14 protein-coding genes are annotated in these 15,201 nt (G+C 42.7%); 7 read left to right on the top strand and 7 right to left on the bottom strand.

Features of this window, described 5'->3' with window-relative positions:
* Window positions 1-5: 5 nt before the first annotated feature.
* The 7 genes from OSCI_RS01720 to sufR form a co-directional block, all read right to left on the bottom strand.
* Entirely contained in the window at window positions 6-1,325 is a 1,320-nt protein-coding gene (locus OSCI_RS01720; protein ID WP_007353120.1) for a methyl-accepting chemotaxis protein, read from the bottom strand.
* 225 nt (window positions 1,326-1,550) lie between these two features.
* A complete protein-coding gene (locus OSCI_RS01715; protein WP_007353119.1) occupies window positions 1,551-3,194 on the bottom strand; it encodes a methyl-accepting chemotaxis protein in 1,644 nt (547 codons plus the stop codon).
* 91 nt (window positions 3,195-3,285) lie between these two features.
* Window positions 3,286-4,644 (bottom strand): CheR family methyltransferase, encoded by a 1,359-nt coding sequence (locus tag OSCI_RS01710; RefSeq protein WP_007353118.1) that lies wholly within the window; start codon window positions 4,642-4,644, stop codon window positions 3,286-3,288.
* Complete coding sequence (locus OSCI_RS01705) at window positions 4,616-5,101, bottom strand: chemotaxis protein CheW (RefSeq protein WP_007353117.1); 486 nt, start codon at window positions 5,099-5,101, stop codon at window positions 4,616-4,618. Before OSCI_RS01705 ends, OSCI_RS01710 begins: the two co-directional genes overlap by 29 nt.
* Before the next feature lie 287 nt (window positions 5,102-5,388).
* Window positions 5,389-5,688, bottom strand: coding sequence for a tetratricopeptide repeat protein (locus OSCI_RS01700; protein WP_007353116.1), 300 nt, complete (start codon window positions 5,686-5,688; stop codon window positions 5,389-5,391).
* A gap of 17 nt (window positions 5,689-5,705) precedes the next feature.
* On the bottom strand, window positions 5,706-6,113 hold the full coding sequence (locus OSCI_RS01695) for a hypothetical protein (protein WP_007353115.1): 408 nt from the start codon (window positions 6,111-6,113) through the stop codon (window positions 5,706-5,708).
* A gap of 66 nt (window positions 6,114-6,179) precedes the next feature.
* A complete protein-coding gene (gene sufR / locus OSCI_RS01690; RefSeq protein ID WP_007353114.1) occupies window positions 6,180-6,842 on the bottom strand; it encodes an iron-sulfur cluster biosynthesis transcriptional regulator SufR in 663 nt (220 codons plus the stop codon).
* Window positions 6,843-7,174: 332 nt separating this feature from the next.
* Here sufR and sufB point away from each other — a divergent pair, with 332 nt between their 5' ends.
* The 7 genes from sufB to OSCI_RS01655 form a co-directional block, all read left to right on the top strand.
* The gene (gene sufB / locus OSCI_RS01685) at window positions 7,175-8,614 is read left to right on the top strand and encodes a Fe-S cluster assembly protein SufB (RefSeq protein WP_007353113.1); all 1,440 of its coding nucleotides are present in this window, start codon (window positions 7,175-7,177) and stop codon (window positions 8,612-8,614) included.
* A gap of 139 nt (window positions 8,615-8,753) precedes the next feature.
* On the top strand, window positions 8,754-9,545 hold the full coding sequence (sufC, locus tag OSCI_RS01680) for a Fe-S cluster assembly ATPase SufC (protein WP_007353112.1): 792 nt from the start codon (window positions 8,754-8,756) through the stop codon (window positions 9,543-9,545).
* Window positions 9,542-10,882: a Fe-S cluster assembly protein SufD gene (gene sufD, locus OSCI_RS01675; protein ID WP_007353111.1), complete on the top strand. Its 1,341-nt coding sequence runs from the start codon at window positions 9,542-9,544 to the stop codon at window positions 10,880-10,882. The genes sufC and sufD overlap by 4 nt, the downstream gene beginning before the upstream one ends.
* A 204-nt stretch (window positions 10,883-11,086) precedes the next feature.
* Window positions 11,087-12,346 (top strand): SufS family cysteine desulfurase, encoded by a 1,260-nt coding sequence (locus OSCI_RS01670; protein WP_007353110.1) that lies wholly within the window; start codon window positions 11,087-11,089, stop codon window positions 12,344-12,346.
* 87 nt (window positions 12,347-12,433) lie between these two features.
* Window positions 12,434-12,580: a hypothetical protein gene (locus OSCI_RS01665; RefSeq protein ID WP_019487600.1), complete on the top strand. Its 147-nt coding sequence runs from the start codon at window positions 12,434-12,436 to the stop codon at window positions 12,578-12,580.
* Window positions 12,581-12,861: 281 nt separating this feature from the next.
* The gene (locus OSCI_RS01660) at window positions 12,862-13,341 is read left to right on the top strand and encodes an NUDIX domain-containing protein (RefSeq protein WP_007353108.1); all 480 of its coding nucleotides are present in this window, start codon (window positions 12,862-12,864) and stop codon (window positions 13,339-13,341) included.
* Between the two features lie 570 nt (window positions 13,342-13,911).
* Window positions 13,912-15,201 (top strand): energy transducer TonB (locus OSCI_RS01655; protein ID WP_039961530.1); only part of this gene is annotated, 1,290 nt, incomplete at its 3' end.

Below are 15,201 nucleotides of genomic sequence, written 5' to 3'. Positions count from 1 at the left end.
TATCTCTAACCAACATTAAAACCAGAGACTCGCTGACGTAAGCCGTGTGCCGTTTCATTCAAGTCTGCGATCGCATTGTTAATCTCACGTAGAGATTGAGTAGTTTGCGAAGAAGCTTCGCTTAGCTGCACCATTCCTTCACTGATTTGATTTGCCCCTTCTGACTGTCCTTCCATGCTGGTACTGACCTGTTGAAAGCGAGGAGTTAAGGTTTGTACTTGCCCAATAATCGACTCTAAATTTGTGCCAATATTACGGACATCTTCCACACCTCGCTCTACATCTTTAGTAAACTTATCCATTTCCATTACCCCTGTTGAAACTGAGCTTTGCATCTCTTTTACCGTGTTCTCAATATCTAATGTCGCCACTGCTGTCTGATCGGCTAAGCGGCGAATTTCACGCGCCACCACAGCAAACCCCGTTCCGTACTCCCCAGCTTTTTCCGCTTCAATTGCCGCATTAAGCGAGAGTAAATTAGTTTGATCCGCTACTTTTGTAATAGTAGTAACAATGCTGTTAATATTATTAGCTTTATCACTAATTGTCCCCAGTTTTGAGGAAATCGTATTAGTTGCCTCTGCTAATATCCGCATAGTTTTTTCCATCTGTATTAATTCTTTTTGACTATTCACCGTCCCCTGAGCCGTAGCTTGCGATGTATATTCAACTTCATCCATAGTCTTCACCAGTTGTGAAGATGTTGCAGCAATCTCCTTGATTGTGGCAGCTATCTCATTAGTGGAGGCCGCCTGTTCCGTCATGGTTGCTTCAAGTTCCTTCCCAGAAGCTGCGATTTGGGTGCTAGAGCTAGTAATTTTAATCCCTGCTTGCTGTATCTGTTGAATTAATGCACTCAAGTTTTTCGCTAGGTTAAAGATCATATATGCCACCACTAGGGCTATGGCTGTAATGGCTATAGATGATAAACTTATTAACTTAATCGCTCTTTCTGTTTCCTCACTCATCGATTTCAAAGATTCTTGCTCGATTTGGGTAAATTCTTCATTTATTTTGTCGAATTCTCCTAAATTGTTTTTCGATTCTGCCAGATATGTAGTTACCGCCTCTTGTAGCTTACCTTCATCTCTCAAACGGAAAGTTCTTTTCGATAGTTCTTCAAATTGATTTTCTAGCTCTATCATCTTAGTGAATTTTTCTTTTTGTTGGGCATTGGAATTGTCTGAAATTAGTATTTCTACCTCTTTCCTAGCTTCCAAATACAGATTTTTCTGGTTCTCAAAAGATTGTAAAGCACCCTCAGCATTTCCCACAAGTAGATAGCCGCGAACTTGTCTAGCCATCATGGAAGCTCTCAACATCATTTCCTTTGTCCCTAGAAGGGTATTCCGCCCTATTCTTGTGTGCTTATAAAGTTCAAGTGAGCGAGAAGCATTTACATATACTAGCCCACTCAACAATATGAATAATATTGCGGGAATCGAATAAGTAAAGATGAGGCGTGTTCGGAAGTTCATTTTGTCAAACATGATAATTTGCCTGGGAAGTTTAATGCTATCAAACTCTACATTTGTATTGATTTTTTAAAGTCAACTACTTGCAACTTTAAAACGAGAGACTTCTTGACGCAAGCCTTGTGCCGCCTCATTTAATTGGCTAATAGCACCGTTAATCTCACGCAAGGATTGAGCTGTTTGCGATGAAGCTTCACTGAGCTGCACCATTGCCTCGCTAATTTGCTGCGCCCCCTGTGACTGCCCTTCCATGCTGCCTGTCACCTGTTGAAAGCGAGGAGTTAGGTTTTGCACTTGGTCAATAATTGTATCTAATTTTGTGCCAATATTACGAACATCTTCCACTCCTAGCTCTACTTCTTTGGTAAACTTATCCATTTCCATTACCCCTGTAGAAACAGCACTTTGCATTTCTTTGACCATATTCTCGATATCTAATGTCGCCACTGCCGTTTGGTCAGCTAAACGGCGAATTTCACGCGCCACCACCGCAAACCCAGTTCCGTATTCCCCAGCTTTTTCCGCTTCAATGGCCGCATTTAATGAGAGTAAATTTGTTTGATCCGCTACTTTTGTAATCGTAGTAACGATGCTATTAATGTTATTGGCTTTATCGCTAATTACTCCAAGTTTGTTAGAAATGCTCCCTGTAGCATCTGCCAACTTCCGCATCGTTTTTTCCATCTGCATCAAATCTTTTTGACTCTCACCAGCCGACTGTGCAGTTATATTAGATGTATGTTCAACTTCATCCATTGTTTTTACCAATTGTCCAGAAGTGGTAGCAATTGCTCTGGCTGTAGCGGCTACCTGATTGGTGGAAGCAACTTGTTCGGTGATTGTTGCTTCTAGTTGCTTGCCTGAAGCTGCAATTTGGGTGGCAGAAGAGGTAATTTGAATTCCGGATTGTTGAACTTGGCGGATTAATGAATTCAGGTTTTCAGTCATTTTAACGAAAGCAAGCTGTAATTTTCCAATTTCATCCTTAGTATTATCAAAAACTTCCACTTTCGTGCTCAGATCCCCAGTAGCCACCTTTTCTGCCTGTCCTTGTACCTGAGCAACTCTGCTAATTATTCCCTCTACAATTTGTGAAATTAGAAATCCCACCGTCAAAGCTATAGCTAAAGCTATTATGGGAATGACTATAGATGCAATTTTTAGGGAACTAAGAGCACTTTCTGTGCGCCCAATATGTTTTGCCAATATGTCAAGCTGTTCTTGGCGAAATTCCCGGAGCAATTTGTCGAATTCTCCAAGAATGTTTTTAGATTCTGCCAAATACGAATCTACTGCCTGTTTTTGCTGACCTTGATCTTTCAGAACGAAAGTTCTTTTAGCCAACTCTTGAAACTGATTTTTGATTTCAAGCATTCTTGCAAATCTTTGTTCCTGTTCTCGCTCTCCTATTGTTTTGATGAGCCTTTGGGCACGGTTAGCTGCCTCCTCAAAATTATTTTCTTCTTTATCAAAAGATTGTAAAGCACCCTCAGCATTGCCAACCAGTAGATAACCGCGAACTTGCCTAGCCATCAACGAAACCCTCAAAATCATATCATCGGTTTCAATAATCATATTTTGGGCTGTATTTACACTTTGGAAAGTTTCGGCTGTTTGCCGACTATTAAAAAAAACCATTGTGGCAAATATGATGAACACAATGGTGGGTATTGCATATCCAACGAGTAGACGTTCTCTTAATTTTAAGTTTCCAAGCATTTAATTTTGAGCCAATTTTTATTGTTTGTCAGTTATCAGTTTTCAGTAGTCAGTCAAACTTTATCAGTTTAGCTAACCGATGTCTACTTATCTAAGGCTTTTGCAGGCGCTGGATACGTTGCCGTAAGACGGCTGCTCTAGCAAGATCCCCACCCTGTTCTTTAAGTAAAGCCAGATGCAGGAGTGCGTCAGAGTTGTTAGGTTCAAGATAAACTGCTTTTTGAAAGCATTGCTCTGCCTGATTTTCCATCCCTTTAGCTTGATAAACTTGCCCTAGTAAGATATAAGCCTCAACGCTGGTACTGTTTTCTTTGAGATAAGCTTCGCAAATTCTACCAGATTCGCTTAACTGTCCTGTATCGGCTAACTTCCGTGCATTTTCAAGGTTGGAAACTGGCAGGTTAATTAAGTTTTGACCAGAAATTATTTCTTTAGCAGATATTTTTTGACCGTTCGAGAAAGCAGTTCTCAATTCTGTAGACTCCTGATTTGTGAGTGTAGCATTTTGTCTTTTGACTGTGAAATCGTTCTCCCTGAATTGAGGAAAGTTGTTTTTTCGCTCTGAGCGAGGACTAAAATCTGAGGTAGATGTTAAGTGCTTATTTCTAATTTGCACTCTTTCTTCATTTCTCGCTCTGCCTTTATTTTTGTCTTTTTTTTGGTAGGCAAAAGCAAAAGGATGTTGTACTGAGATAAACGAAGATGCTAATATCTGTGCTTGCTCGGCGTGTCCTAAAAACAGCAGCCCTTCATTTTTCAATAAACTATTTAAAGTGCCAATTGCTTTAGCTCTAGCTGCATCGTCAAAATAAATTAAGACGTTGCGGCAGAAGATGACATCATAAGGATTTTTGCCGTTCGTAAAATTCGGAGCAACTAGATTTCCTTGCATGAAATTAACAGCAGTTCTAACTAGGTCATGCAAGTGATATTTATTGGCAACTTTGGTAAAATAGAGATTCTGAAATTCTAGATTCTTTACCCGAAATGAATTGGGGCTGTACGCGGCTTCTCGAGCTTTATCTAAGGATCTTTTACTAATGTCTACGGCATCAATTTGAAATTGGTTAGGTGTCAAACCGGCCTTGAGGAGGGTCATAGCAATTGAGTAAGGCTCTTCTCCCGAAGAACAGGGTACGCTGAGTACGCGCAAGATGCGGTGATATTGCATTGGTAGCCACTCTGCTTTGACATACCGCTCTAAAAAAGTAAATGGTTCCCAATCTCGAAAAAACCAAGTTTCCGGTACAATTAATAATTCAATTAGTTCTTCTAATTCTTGGGTTGATATTTGCAATTGCTGTAGATAAGTTTGTAGATCGGGCGAATCCTCAGCTAGCATCCGTTTTTTTACAGCTCTGGCAATTTCCTTAGAGCCAAGAATGCTCGCAGACCAACCCATTTTATCTTTCAGGAGTGACTCAATTTGAGCTTGGAGCGTTACGGTCATCGTTCTTTCCTGCTAGTAAATATTGGTGCTGGGGATCGGACAGCAAATATTCTAACCTAATACGCTGAATCATACCTTTATCATCCATAATCATTTCTCCTAAATAACCAGCAGCTTCATTTAAGTGGGTGGCGGCATCTTCAAGATCGCTATCTGGCTTATTTAATGTTTCCGTTACTCGTTCCGCCATCAATCCAATACAACGCTTAGCGTTATCTTTCCCAACGTAATTTACCATGATAATTCGAGTGCTTAAGTAGGAGCAACTTGGCTGTCCTTGAATTAAATGGCACAGATCGATGACTGGTACAATCGCAGAGCGATATTGAAACATACCTGCCACGTAATCAGGCATTTGGTAAGTTTTCCTAAGAATTACTCTAGGTATAACTTCAACTACCTGAGAAGTATCAAGTGCGTAAAGGTTTTTACCTACATAGAATAGTAGCATTAGCATTGGCAGCACCTCTCGATCGCAGAATATCAATATTTACTAAGACGACTAAAAAATATGAGAGATTTCCTCTTTATATATACTTTTGTCCGCCCTAAATTTTACAGAATATTTTAAAAACCCCATGACTTTAAGTTAATTTTCATAGGAATTATAGGAGAAATAACAGGATAGTTCCGTTTATTTCTCCCGCTCGTAATTTTAATCTAAAAATAACTGCCCTTTAGCTTGCGCCGAATCTTAGTATCCTTCTCAAATCCGGCGCTCGCCCGTTCACTTATCGTTACTAACTAGAGGAGTTTATCTCCCGTAAATAAAGGTCGATTCTTTTTTAGCTTAGACAGATTATTTTTAGCCACTAAATTCTCAGGATAAATTTTCAGCACTTTTTCATAGACTTGTTCCGCACTATCGAGATTTCCCAATAAAACATGACACCGCGCCAACCGCGTATGAGCATCAGCATTTTTGGGGTCTAACTCAATAATCGAACTATTTATTTTCCTGGCCTCTTCTCCCCAATTGCCAGATTTGGCTAAAACCGTAGCTTTGTCAATTAGCTTGGAAGATTTGTCAGCACGACTAGCCATATAAAGCTTTGCTCCGTTTACAATTTCAAAAACGCCGCATCAATACCCTGTTCTCTCCTAATCTTACCATCTTTTTCAAACCACGCAACCACTTGTTTGACTGTTAAATTATCCATTGACTCCCCAGTTTCTAGGGAAATCTGCTTTAAGGGTCGCAAAGATGAAATCACCAAATTAGTAAAAAAGCTCTTAAAACTAGCATCAACTTCTATTTCTTGCTTAATACTTTCATCCTTCTCAATCCAATTTGCTACCTGCTGATTCGTTATCGCTTCCACAGTTAAACCTGTTTCTTGTGCTATTTGTTTAAGCACTCTCAAAGCATAAATCGCTAGCCGTGTCGAAAATTTCTCTTTTGCTGAGAGCAGAGCAATATCAACTTCCGCACACTCTTCTGCTGTTAAAAATTGCGCTAAAGGTTGCATAGTAATTCGAGCTTCAGTAATTAGTAATGGATATAGATATGATTGTGAACTATTGGCACTTTTAGCTCATTTACTGGTAATCAAATAACCGCACCGATGCTCACCATTAATAATCCAGTGAGTCCGCTGTACCGTACAATCTGGCAGCACCTCTGCAAACATTTCTAACTCATTACCACAGACGCTGGGGAAAGTCTCAGCAACATTAGAAATTGCACAATTATGTTCCATAAATATAAATTTATTCCCCGCACCCTGATTCTGAGTATCGCTATCATCTACAGGATAGCATTCAGCCATGTAGCCCTCAATCCTGCGAAGTTCTACCAACCTCGCTACCCGTTCTTCTACAGAACCTTTTCCCACCAGACGGCGATATTCCATCGCCTTGCGTTCCCATTGTTTTTCTAACAATGCGATCACACCCTCACGGCCCACAGTTTCGGCTAAAGTATCAAGAAGGGAAACTGCAAACTCGCCATAACGGTTAGGAAAGCGATCGCGCCCTTGACTTGTAAGCTCATAAATATGCTGGGGTCGCCCCATCCCTACCTGTAGCGATTGATACTGAATCAACCCTTCAGTTTCCAAGTCCTTGAGGTGGCGACGAATTGCCTGCGGACTTACATCCAGAGACTCCGCCAACTCTAGGGCCGTCCCCTTACCTTCCCTAAGCAAATATTGCAGGATATCTTGTTTCGTGGAATGCTGCTGAGTAGTCGTCATCATCTTGTTTACAAAAATATACAGGATTTACACATTTTGACGAAAATACGTCATTGCGAGCCAAGCGTTGGCATAGCCGGCCTGTTAGGGCTTAGCAATCTCGTTGCGGCTGGGATTGCTTCGCTTGGCTCGCAATGACAAGTAATCCCTGGTAACTCTTAATATAATCTCTTTGACTTTGACAAGATCGCTGTTGTTAATGTAGCTTAAAATATACTTAAGCAACAAATCTGTTGTTTAACCCAGAGCCTTCCCCCAGAACAAGCTCTACCCAGACGGCCTTCACCGTCTGCCATCCGCAGAGAATCGTCCAGAACACTAGAGAACACAAGATAATGAGCGCTACCGTCCAAACCTTAGTCAATCAGCCCTATAAATACGGCTTTGTCACCGAAATCGAGTCAGACACCATCCCTCGCGGCCTAAGCGAAGATGTCGTCCGCCTGATTTCCTCCAAGAAAAATGAGCCCGCCTTCATGCTGGAATTTAGGCTCAAGGCCTATAGGCAATGGCTGAAAATGACCGAGCCCACTTGGCCCCACGTCAGCTACCCCCCCATCAACTACCAAGAAATCATTTATTATTCGGCACCCCGGCAAAAACCTAAAAAGCTAAATAGTCTCGAAGAAGTTGACCCAGTTTTGTTAGAAACCTTCGAGAAACTAGGCATTTCCTTGTCTGAGCAAAAACGGCTTAGTAACGTTGCCGTTGACGCAGTTTTTGATAGCGTTTCCGTCGCTACCACCTTTAGAGAAAAACTCGCCAAAGATGGCGTAATTTTCTGTTCGATTTCCGAAGCAGTCAAAGACTACCCCGAACTAATAGAAAAATATCTCGGTAGTGTTGTCCCCGTAGGTGATAACTACTTCGCCGCCCTCAATTCTGCCGTATTTAGCGACGGTTCCTTCGTCTATATTCCCAAAGGCGTAAAATGCCCGATGGAATTATCTACATATTTTCGCATCAATAACGGCGATTCTGGGCAATTTGAACGCACATTAATTATCGCCGAAGCAGGTAGCAGTGTTAGCTATTTGGAAGGCTGCACCGCCCCGATGTTTGATACTAACCAATTACACGCCGCTGTTGTAGAATTGGTAGCATTAGATAATGCTGACATCAAATATTCAACAGTGCAAAATTGGTATGCAGGCGACGAAAATGGTAAAGGCGGCATTTACAACTTTGTCACCAAGCGCGGGTTGTGTCAGGGAGTCAATTCTAAGATTTCTTGGACGCAAGTTGAAACCGGTTCGGCAATTACTTGGAAGTATCCCAGTTGCGTGCTCGTAGGTGACAATTCTGTGGGAGAATTTTACTCAGTAGCCCTGACCAATCACAAGCAGCAAGCTGACACCGGTACTAAGATGGTGCATATTGGCAAAAATACCCGCAGTACAATTATTTCTAAGGGGATTTCGGCGGGAAAATCATCCAATAGCTATCGTGGTTTGGTGAAAATGGGCCCCAATTCTAAGGGTTCTCGGAATTATTCTCAGTGCGATTCCATGTTGATTGGCGATAATGCTCAGGCTAATACTTTCCCTTATATTCAAGTGCAAAATCACACCGCGAAGGTTGAGCATGAAGCTTCTACCTCCAAGATTGGAGAGGATCAATTGTTCTTTTTTGCACAACGGGGAATTTCCCCAGAGGATGCGATTTCGATGATGATTAGCGGTTTCTGTAAGGATGTTTTCAATCAATTGCCGATGGAATTTGCTGTGGAGGCTGACAAGTTATTGAGCTTGAAGTTAGAAGGCAGTGTTGGTTAATTGTTGGGTGGGCTTTGCCCACCTTCATCCTCATCAAGAGGGTTAATTTAGATGAAAAAAGCAACTACTAGAATGCTTCTTAAGTGAAGTAAAATTGAACCGCAAAGGCGCAGAAGGCGCAAAGGAGAAAAAAAGAGAAATGATTGTTGAAAATAGTCAAGTTATATTGTCAGTTCAGAATTTAACGGCTGATGTTGATGGGACGAAAATCCTTAAAGGTTTGAACCTAGAAATTAAAGCAGGTGAAATTCACGCGATTATGGGGCCAAATGGTTCTGGGAAAAGCACTTTTTCTAAAATTTTAGCTGGTCATCCTGCTTATACAGTCACGGGTGGCGAGGTAATTTTCTTGGGACAAAATTTGCTGGAATTATCACCGCAAGAACGCTCTTTAGCGGGTGTATTTTTGGCTTTCCAATATCCCTTGGAAATTCCGGGAGTGAGTAATCTTGACTTTTTGCGCGTAGCTTACAATTCCCGTCGCAAGCATCAGGGATTAGAAGAACTTGATACTTTTGATTTTCAAGATTTAGTAGAGCAAAAGCTGGAGATTGTCAAGATGAATCCAGCTTTTCTCGACCGCAGCGTGAATGAGGGTTTTTCTGGCGGCGAGAAAAAGCGGAATGAGATTCTGCAAATGGCGCTATTAGAACCGAAATTAGCAATTTTAGACGAGACTGATTCGGGTTTAGATATCGATGCGCTGAAAATTGTCGCAACTGGCGTAAATCACTTAGCAAATGCTGAGAATGCCATGTTAGTAATTACCCATTATCAGCGGTTGTTAAATTACATTGTCCCCGATTATGTTCACGTCATGGAAGGCGGGCGAATTCTGACTACTGGCAATAAAGATTTGGCGCTGGAATTGGAAGCACGCGGTTATGATTGGGTAGTAGAAGCTGAAGCATCAGAGGTGGCGGCGCGATGACTACACAAGTTATTAATCGAGAAAAGTTTTTACCTAATTTAGTTAGTCAGTTTCGCCAACTTGGTAAAGGTAAGCGTGAAACTTGCGCTTACGGGTTAAAAGATTTGCGGGATATAGCAACAGAGTACGTGCTTGCTGCTGCTTTTCCAACTACAAAAGATGAGGAATGGCGGTTTACAAATTTGTCGCCGTTGTTAGAAATTCCTTTTCAGGTAGCTGAAAATAAGCAGTTAGATATTGGTTTGTCTGATATCACTTTACCCGTCAGCTCTAAGGAGGATTTGCCATTACGATTAGTATTCGTCAATGGTTATTATGCCCCCCAATTATCCAGCGTTCAATCCTCCCTACTGCCAACTTTGGCGCTAGAGTTTTATGCCGGAAATTTATCTAATGCACCTGGCCCTTACCATGCTCGAATTAGAGAGCATTTGAGTAAGCACCAGCAGCAAAGTGAAGTTTTTTCTGCTCTAAATATAGCGGGTTTAGTGGATGCGGCGGTGGTATTTGTACCCCAAGATAAGGCGATTGATACTCCTATTCATTTGCTATTTTTTACTATTGCTGGTGCAACTCCAGTGATGTGCCAGCCACATTGTTTAGTAATAGCTGAACCAGGTAGTAGTATCACATTGGTTGAGGATTATGCAACCATTGGCAATGTTTCTACTTTCACGAATGCGATGACAGAGATAGTAGTTGGTGAAAATGCTACTGTTAATCACCTTCGCATTCAGCGGGAAGGTGGAGATGCCTTTCATATTGGCAAGAGTACGATATCGCAATCTCGACATAGCCGTTATACCTGCCATGCTATTAGCTTGGGTGCGAAAATATCGCGGCATAATTTAGAAGTTACTCAGGCAGGTGAGGGAACTGAGACAACGCTAAATGGTTTAACCCTAATTGGCGGCGAACAGTTGGCAGATACTCACAGTGTAATCGGTTTTAATTATCCTCACGGCATGAGTCGCCAACTACATAAGTGCATTGTTGATGATAAAGCTCATGCTGTATTTAACGGCAAAGTTTTTGTACCGAAGCTTGCACAATTGACTGATGCAGGACAGCTAAACCGCAATTTATTGCTATCACCAAAAGCACGGGTTGATACTAAGCCTCAGTTAGAAATTGTTGCGGATAATGTTAAGTGTTCGCACGGTGCAACTGTCAGTCAATTAGAAGATGATGAGATGTTTTATCTGCAAAGTCGCGGTTTAGATGAAACAACCAGTCGGCATTTGTTAATTGATGCCTTTGCAGCCGAAATTCTCAATCAGTTACCTGTGGCTGCGGTGCGGGTAATGCTGGCTCGTATTGTCGCGAGTCGTACTTAATTTTCCTCCCTGCTAAGCTGTCAACCCGCTGGGGTTAAAACCCCGTCTCATCGCTAAAGTCCTATTAAGAGGACTAAACATCAAGCGATTTTTAACTAAAGTTTTCAGTCGGTTTCAACCGACTTTAACTATTAGACGGGGGTTTTAACCTCCGGCGGTACTGAAGCATAAAGTTTTAATTCCTCATTACCTATTACCAAAAAAATGACTATCACTCAAGAAAAAACCCTAGCATCTAAAGTTCGCCCCGACTTCCAAATTTTACAACAGGACGTTAACGGTCAACCGCTGGTTTATTTAGACAATGCAGCCACCTCTCAAAAGCCTTTAGCTGTCCTCAATGTTCTCCGGGATTATTACCAGCAAGATAATTCTAACGTGCATCGAGGAGCGCATACGCTCAGCGGTAGAGCTACAGATGCTTATGAAGCGGCGCGAGACAAGATTGCTGCCTTTATAAATGCTGCTTCTCGTCAAGAAATCATCTACACCCGCAATGCCAGTGAAGCGATTAATTTAGTCGCCTATTCTTGGGGATTTAGTAATCTAGAACCAGGGGATGAAATCATCCTTTCAGTGATGGAACATCACAGCAATATTGTCCCTTGGCAATTTGTGGCAAAAAGAACAGGCGCGGTGCTGAAGTTTGTAGAACTTACCGACACCCAAGAATTTGATTTAGAACTATTTAAAAAGCTAATTTCAGACAAAACTAAATTAGTATCTGTAGTTCACGTTTCTAATACTCTAGGCTGCATTAATCCCGTCCAAGAAATTTGCCAAATCGCTCACCATTATGGTGCAAAAGTTTTAATTGATGGTTGTCAAAGTTTACCACATTTGAGCGTAGATGTGCAAGAAATAGATTGTGATTGGCTAGTAGCTTCTGGTCACAAAATGTGCGCTCCTACAGGCATTGGGTTTCTTTACGGCAAGTTAGATTTATTGCGGTCAATGCCTCCATTTATGGGCGGTGGTGAGATGATTGCCGACGTATTTCTTGACCATTCTACCTATGCCGATTTACCCCATAAGTTTGAGGCGGGTACTCCGGCAATTGGGGAGGCGATTGCTCTGGGTGCAGCCGTCGATTATTTAACTAACATTGGTATGGATAAAATTCATGCTTATGAGGTAGAATTGACTGCTTATCTCTTCCAAAAATTGCGCGAAATTCCCGATATTAAGCTGTATGGCCCGAAGCCTGATATTAATGGGGAAGGTCGAGCAGCTTTAGCCGCTTTTAATGTTGGAGATTTGCATCCTCATGACTTATCTGAGATGTTAGACCAAGCGGGAGTTGCGATTCGCGCTGGTAATCATTGCACCCAGCCTTTGCACCGTTATTTATGTATTAGAGCTAGTGCAAGGGCGAGTTTGTATTTTTACAATACTCGTGAAGAAATTGATGTATTTATTGCAGCTTTAAAGGATGCAATCGATTTTTTTGGTAGTAATTTTTGAGTAAATTGTGCTATGATTTTAAGCTAGGTGTTGCCTATCCTATATTACGAACGTTTGTATCCAATAGGAATAACTTGGATAGCTCTTTTGTCTTCCGTAGTTTTGGCTTTTTGTCTGGATTGGCAAGTCTGGTTAGTTGGTTTGGGAGTAATTGGTATTGGAATTATCTGGCATTTGGTAGCGCATCAGATTTACTTAGCCGCAGGTTTAAGTACAACGGTGAGTGAGGAATAAAGATAGGGGGAATATTGCCATCAGTATACTTTCAGTATCCCGATCGCTGAGTGCGGGTACTCGATTATAAAGTGGAGACTCAGCAAAGGTAAAGAGCGATCGCACCCCTCAAATTTCAGCAACAGCACTTCAAAAACGGAGGAATCTCAAAACCCCCTGTTTATGGGTTTCGCGATCGCTTCGCCTAAATCTTATATTAGAAAACTGGCGATCGCACCAAAGCCCTACTATAGTTGCAGGATATGTTTACCGATCTTTACATCCAACTGAGCTAAGATTCTATGGCTCGCGAGCCAATTCCTACATGGTATTTTACCCTAGTTGTCGTTCACTTAGAAAACCGTTTTCTAATGGTACACGAGCGCAAGCATGAGCAGCAGTGGTATCTTCCTGCGGGCCGAGTCGAACCAGGAGAGAACCTGCTGGAAGCAGCACAGCGAAACACTTTACAGGAAGCAGGTATCCCCATCGTACTCGAAGGAATTCTCCGCTTTGAGCATACAGTCATGCCCAAGGGTAGATCTCGTGTTAGAGTAATTTTCGTCGCCCGCCCAGAAGACAGCACCCCCCCCAAAAGCAAACCTGACGAATATACCTTGGGCGCACAATGGTATTCTCTCAAAGAATTAGATCGACTGTCCCTACGGGGAGAGGAAGTGCGGGAAATGATTTATTACATGGCAAGCGGTGCCCCCATTTACCCCCTAGAGGTACTCAGTTTCGAGGGTGCGCCCTTTAAGCGCCATCGATATCGGTGGTAATCAAGATGTATGGCAACCGCCAAGGCGGTTTAATAGGGGCTAGGGGCTAGGGGCTAGGGGCTAGGGAAGACGGAAGAAGGGTTTAGAATCAGGGTTTTAAATTCAGAATGTCCTAACTGCCTTGGCAACTGCTATATGGCTGAACTCAGAGAGACGATCGCGTAACAAAATTGGAAACAGCGCTCTATTAGTCTGATGTAGTAGTTTTAATAGTAAGTTGTGTCTACCAGTAGGTTTCGGCGCTATTCCAGGGGTATGAGTTGAGCGATCGCCATTTTGTGGTAGAACCAATCGCATTACCCACTCTAGTAGTTGATTACCTACTGCGCGATCGCCCCACTTAAAATTACCCTATTTCCCTCAAGGGTAGTCCAGACCGCTCTCTCATCCTAAAATCAGCTCCGGCAACTCCCAGATAAACCATGCTAAGATGCTGATTTCATTATCCAAAATTATTATTAACACTCCCAATAGCAGAAAAATTATCAATTAGGCAACGGATTCTGTAACCGATTTGACCAATTACCAATTACCAATTACCAATTACCAATTACCAATTCCCAATTTAGTATGTCTTACTCTCCATCCCTCTTTACTGGTCTAACTGAACAACTGCGCCAACCGACATGGTGGGCAGCGATCGCCTCTGTAGGCATTCACGGAATACTGGGAGTAAGCGCCCCTGTACTATCCATATTTTCCCCACAACCAAAGTCTGCCGGCAAAGTTGAGGTACTGGAATTAACTCCCGAAGAAATGAAGCGCTTACCGCAAACATTACCTTCCCCAATCTCCCCACCACAATTTTCAATATCACCCATTCCAGCACCCCCTAATTTAATACCACCCTTGCCCCCGGAACCCCCTGATATTCAGTTACCTTCCTTACCGCCGGGGATGCCATCTTTTGTTTCGCCCACAGCGCCTTTACCCCCATTAAATTCGCCCCCACCCTCTAATCAAACTGCATTTGCGCCAACCCCAAATTTTCCCTCATTCATCAATCCGCCTTCCCTGCGATCGCAGCCAAATCCTGTGATTCCACCCCCACCGTTGCAAGGATTTCCTCTGCCAGAACCGAACCCAGGCCGAACAGATCCCCAAATGGAAAGCGACCTAGAGCGGCTAGGAAATACAGATAATAGAAGACCGCAGTTTGACCCTCCGAGAATCTACACACCCGAAGACTTTCCCCAAGGGGGAAACGCCTCTAACCCAAATAAAACGGCTGCAAATCCCGATCCGAAACAGGTTCCCCCAACAGTTCCAGATTCAGGGACAAATCCTGCTGCGACAACGCCTTCGCCAACAGTGCAAGATCCGACTAAGAGAAATCGGCTGGCAGAAAGTCCTTTAGTAACTGCAATGCGGCAAAAGATGGAGGCGGAACGTCAGGCTAGACAAACGCCGAACGCTGGTACTCAAGGCGGCTCAACTTCAGCAACAGATGAAAAGAATATCGCTTTTGTCAATACATATAATTCTCTGTTGCTCAGATTTCAGCAGGCTTATCCTAATTTGGAACCGACGCGGTACGTTTCTGTACCAGTGGCTTACCCCAAAGAAGCCTGTTCCCAAAAACTTGAGGACAGAGTTATTTATGGGGTAGTTGTCAAGCCGGAAGGTGCGATCGCTGCTGTTCCTGAACTGTTAGCAACACAAGGTTATAGCATTCTCAATCTGGCAGCCAGAAATGCTGCTACCACTTATAAATTTCCAGCAAGCAGCAATCCGAAGCTGTACCCGTTGGTTTTTGACTTTAAGTATGATGAGAAAATCTGCGCTTCACTTCCTGTCGGGCCAACTCCATCGCCTCAACCGCAGCCGTCAACTCAGCCATCACCCACCGGTTCGCCTCAA

The organism is Kamptonema sp. PCC 6506 (genome assembly GCF_000180455.1).
Classification (GTDB): Bacteria; Cyanobacteriota; Cyanobacteriia; order Cyanobacteriales; family Microcoleaceae; genus Kamptonema; species Kamptonema formosum.
This window is presented reverse-complemented; position numbering and strand designations above follow the sequence as displayed.

Excerpts from the sequence above, each read along its gene's own strand:
- OSCI_RS01700 (WP_007353116.1), bottom strand. The coding sequence starts at position 5,688 with ATGGCTAGTCGTGCTGACAAATCTTCCAAGCTAATTGACAAAGCTACG.
- OSCI_RS01715 (WP_007353119.1), bottom strand. The coding sequence starts at position 3,194 with ATGCTTGGAAACTTAAAATTAAGAGAACGTCTACTCGTTGGATATGCA.
- sufB (WP_007353113.1), top strand. The coding sequence starts at position 7,175 with ATGAGCGCTACCGTCCAAACCTTAGTCAATCAGCCCTATAAATACGGC.
- OSCI_RS01695 (WP_007353115.1), bottom strand. The coding sequence starts at position 6,113 with ATGCAACCTTTAGCGCAATTTTTAACAGCAGAAGAGTGTGCGGAAGTT.
- sufC (WP_007353112.1), top strand. The coding sequence starts at position 8,754 with ATGATTGTTGAAAATAGTCAAGTTATATTGTCAGTTCAGAATTTAACG.
- OSCI_RS01720 (WP_007353120.1), bottom strand. The coding sequence starts at position 1,325 with ATGATGTTGAGAGCTTCCATGATGGCTAGACAAGTTCGCGGCTATCTA.
- OSCI_RS01710 (WP_007353118.1), bottom strand. The coding sequence starts at position 4,644 with ATGACCGTAACGCTCCAAGCTCAAATTGAGTCACTCCTGAAAGATAAA.
- OSCI_RS01660 (WP_007353108.1), top strand. The coding sequence starts at position 12,862 with ATGGCTCGCGAGCCAATTCCTACATGGTATTTTACCCTAGTTGTCGTT.
- sufD (WP_007353111.1), top strand. The coding sequence starts at position 9,542 with ATGACTACACAAGTTATTAATCGAGAAAAGTTTTTACCTAATTTAGTT.
- OSCI_RS01670 (WP_007353110.1), top strand. The coding sequence starts at position 11,087 with ATGACTATCACTCAAGAAAAAACCCTAGCATCTAAAGTTCGCCCCGAC.
- OSCI_RS01705 (WP_007353117.1), bottom strand. The coding sequence starts at position 5,101 with ATGCTAATGCTACTATTCTATGTAGGTAAAAACCTTTACGCACTTGAT.
- sufR (WP_007353114.1), bottom strand. The coding sequence starts at position 6,842 with ATGATGACGACTACTCAGCAGCATTCCACGAAACAAGATATCCTGCAA.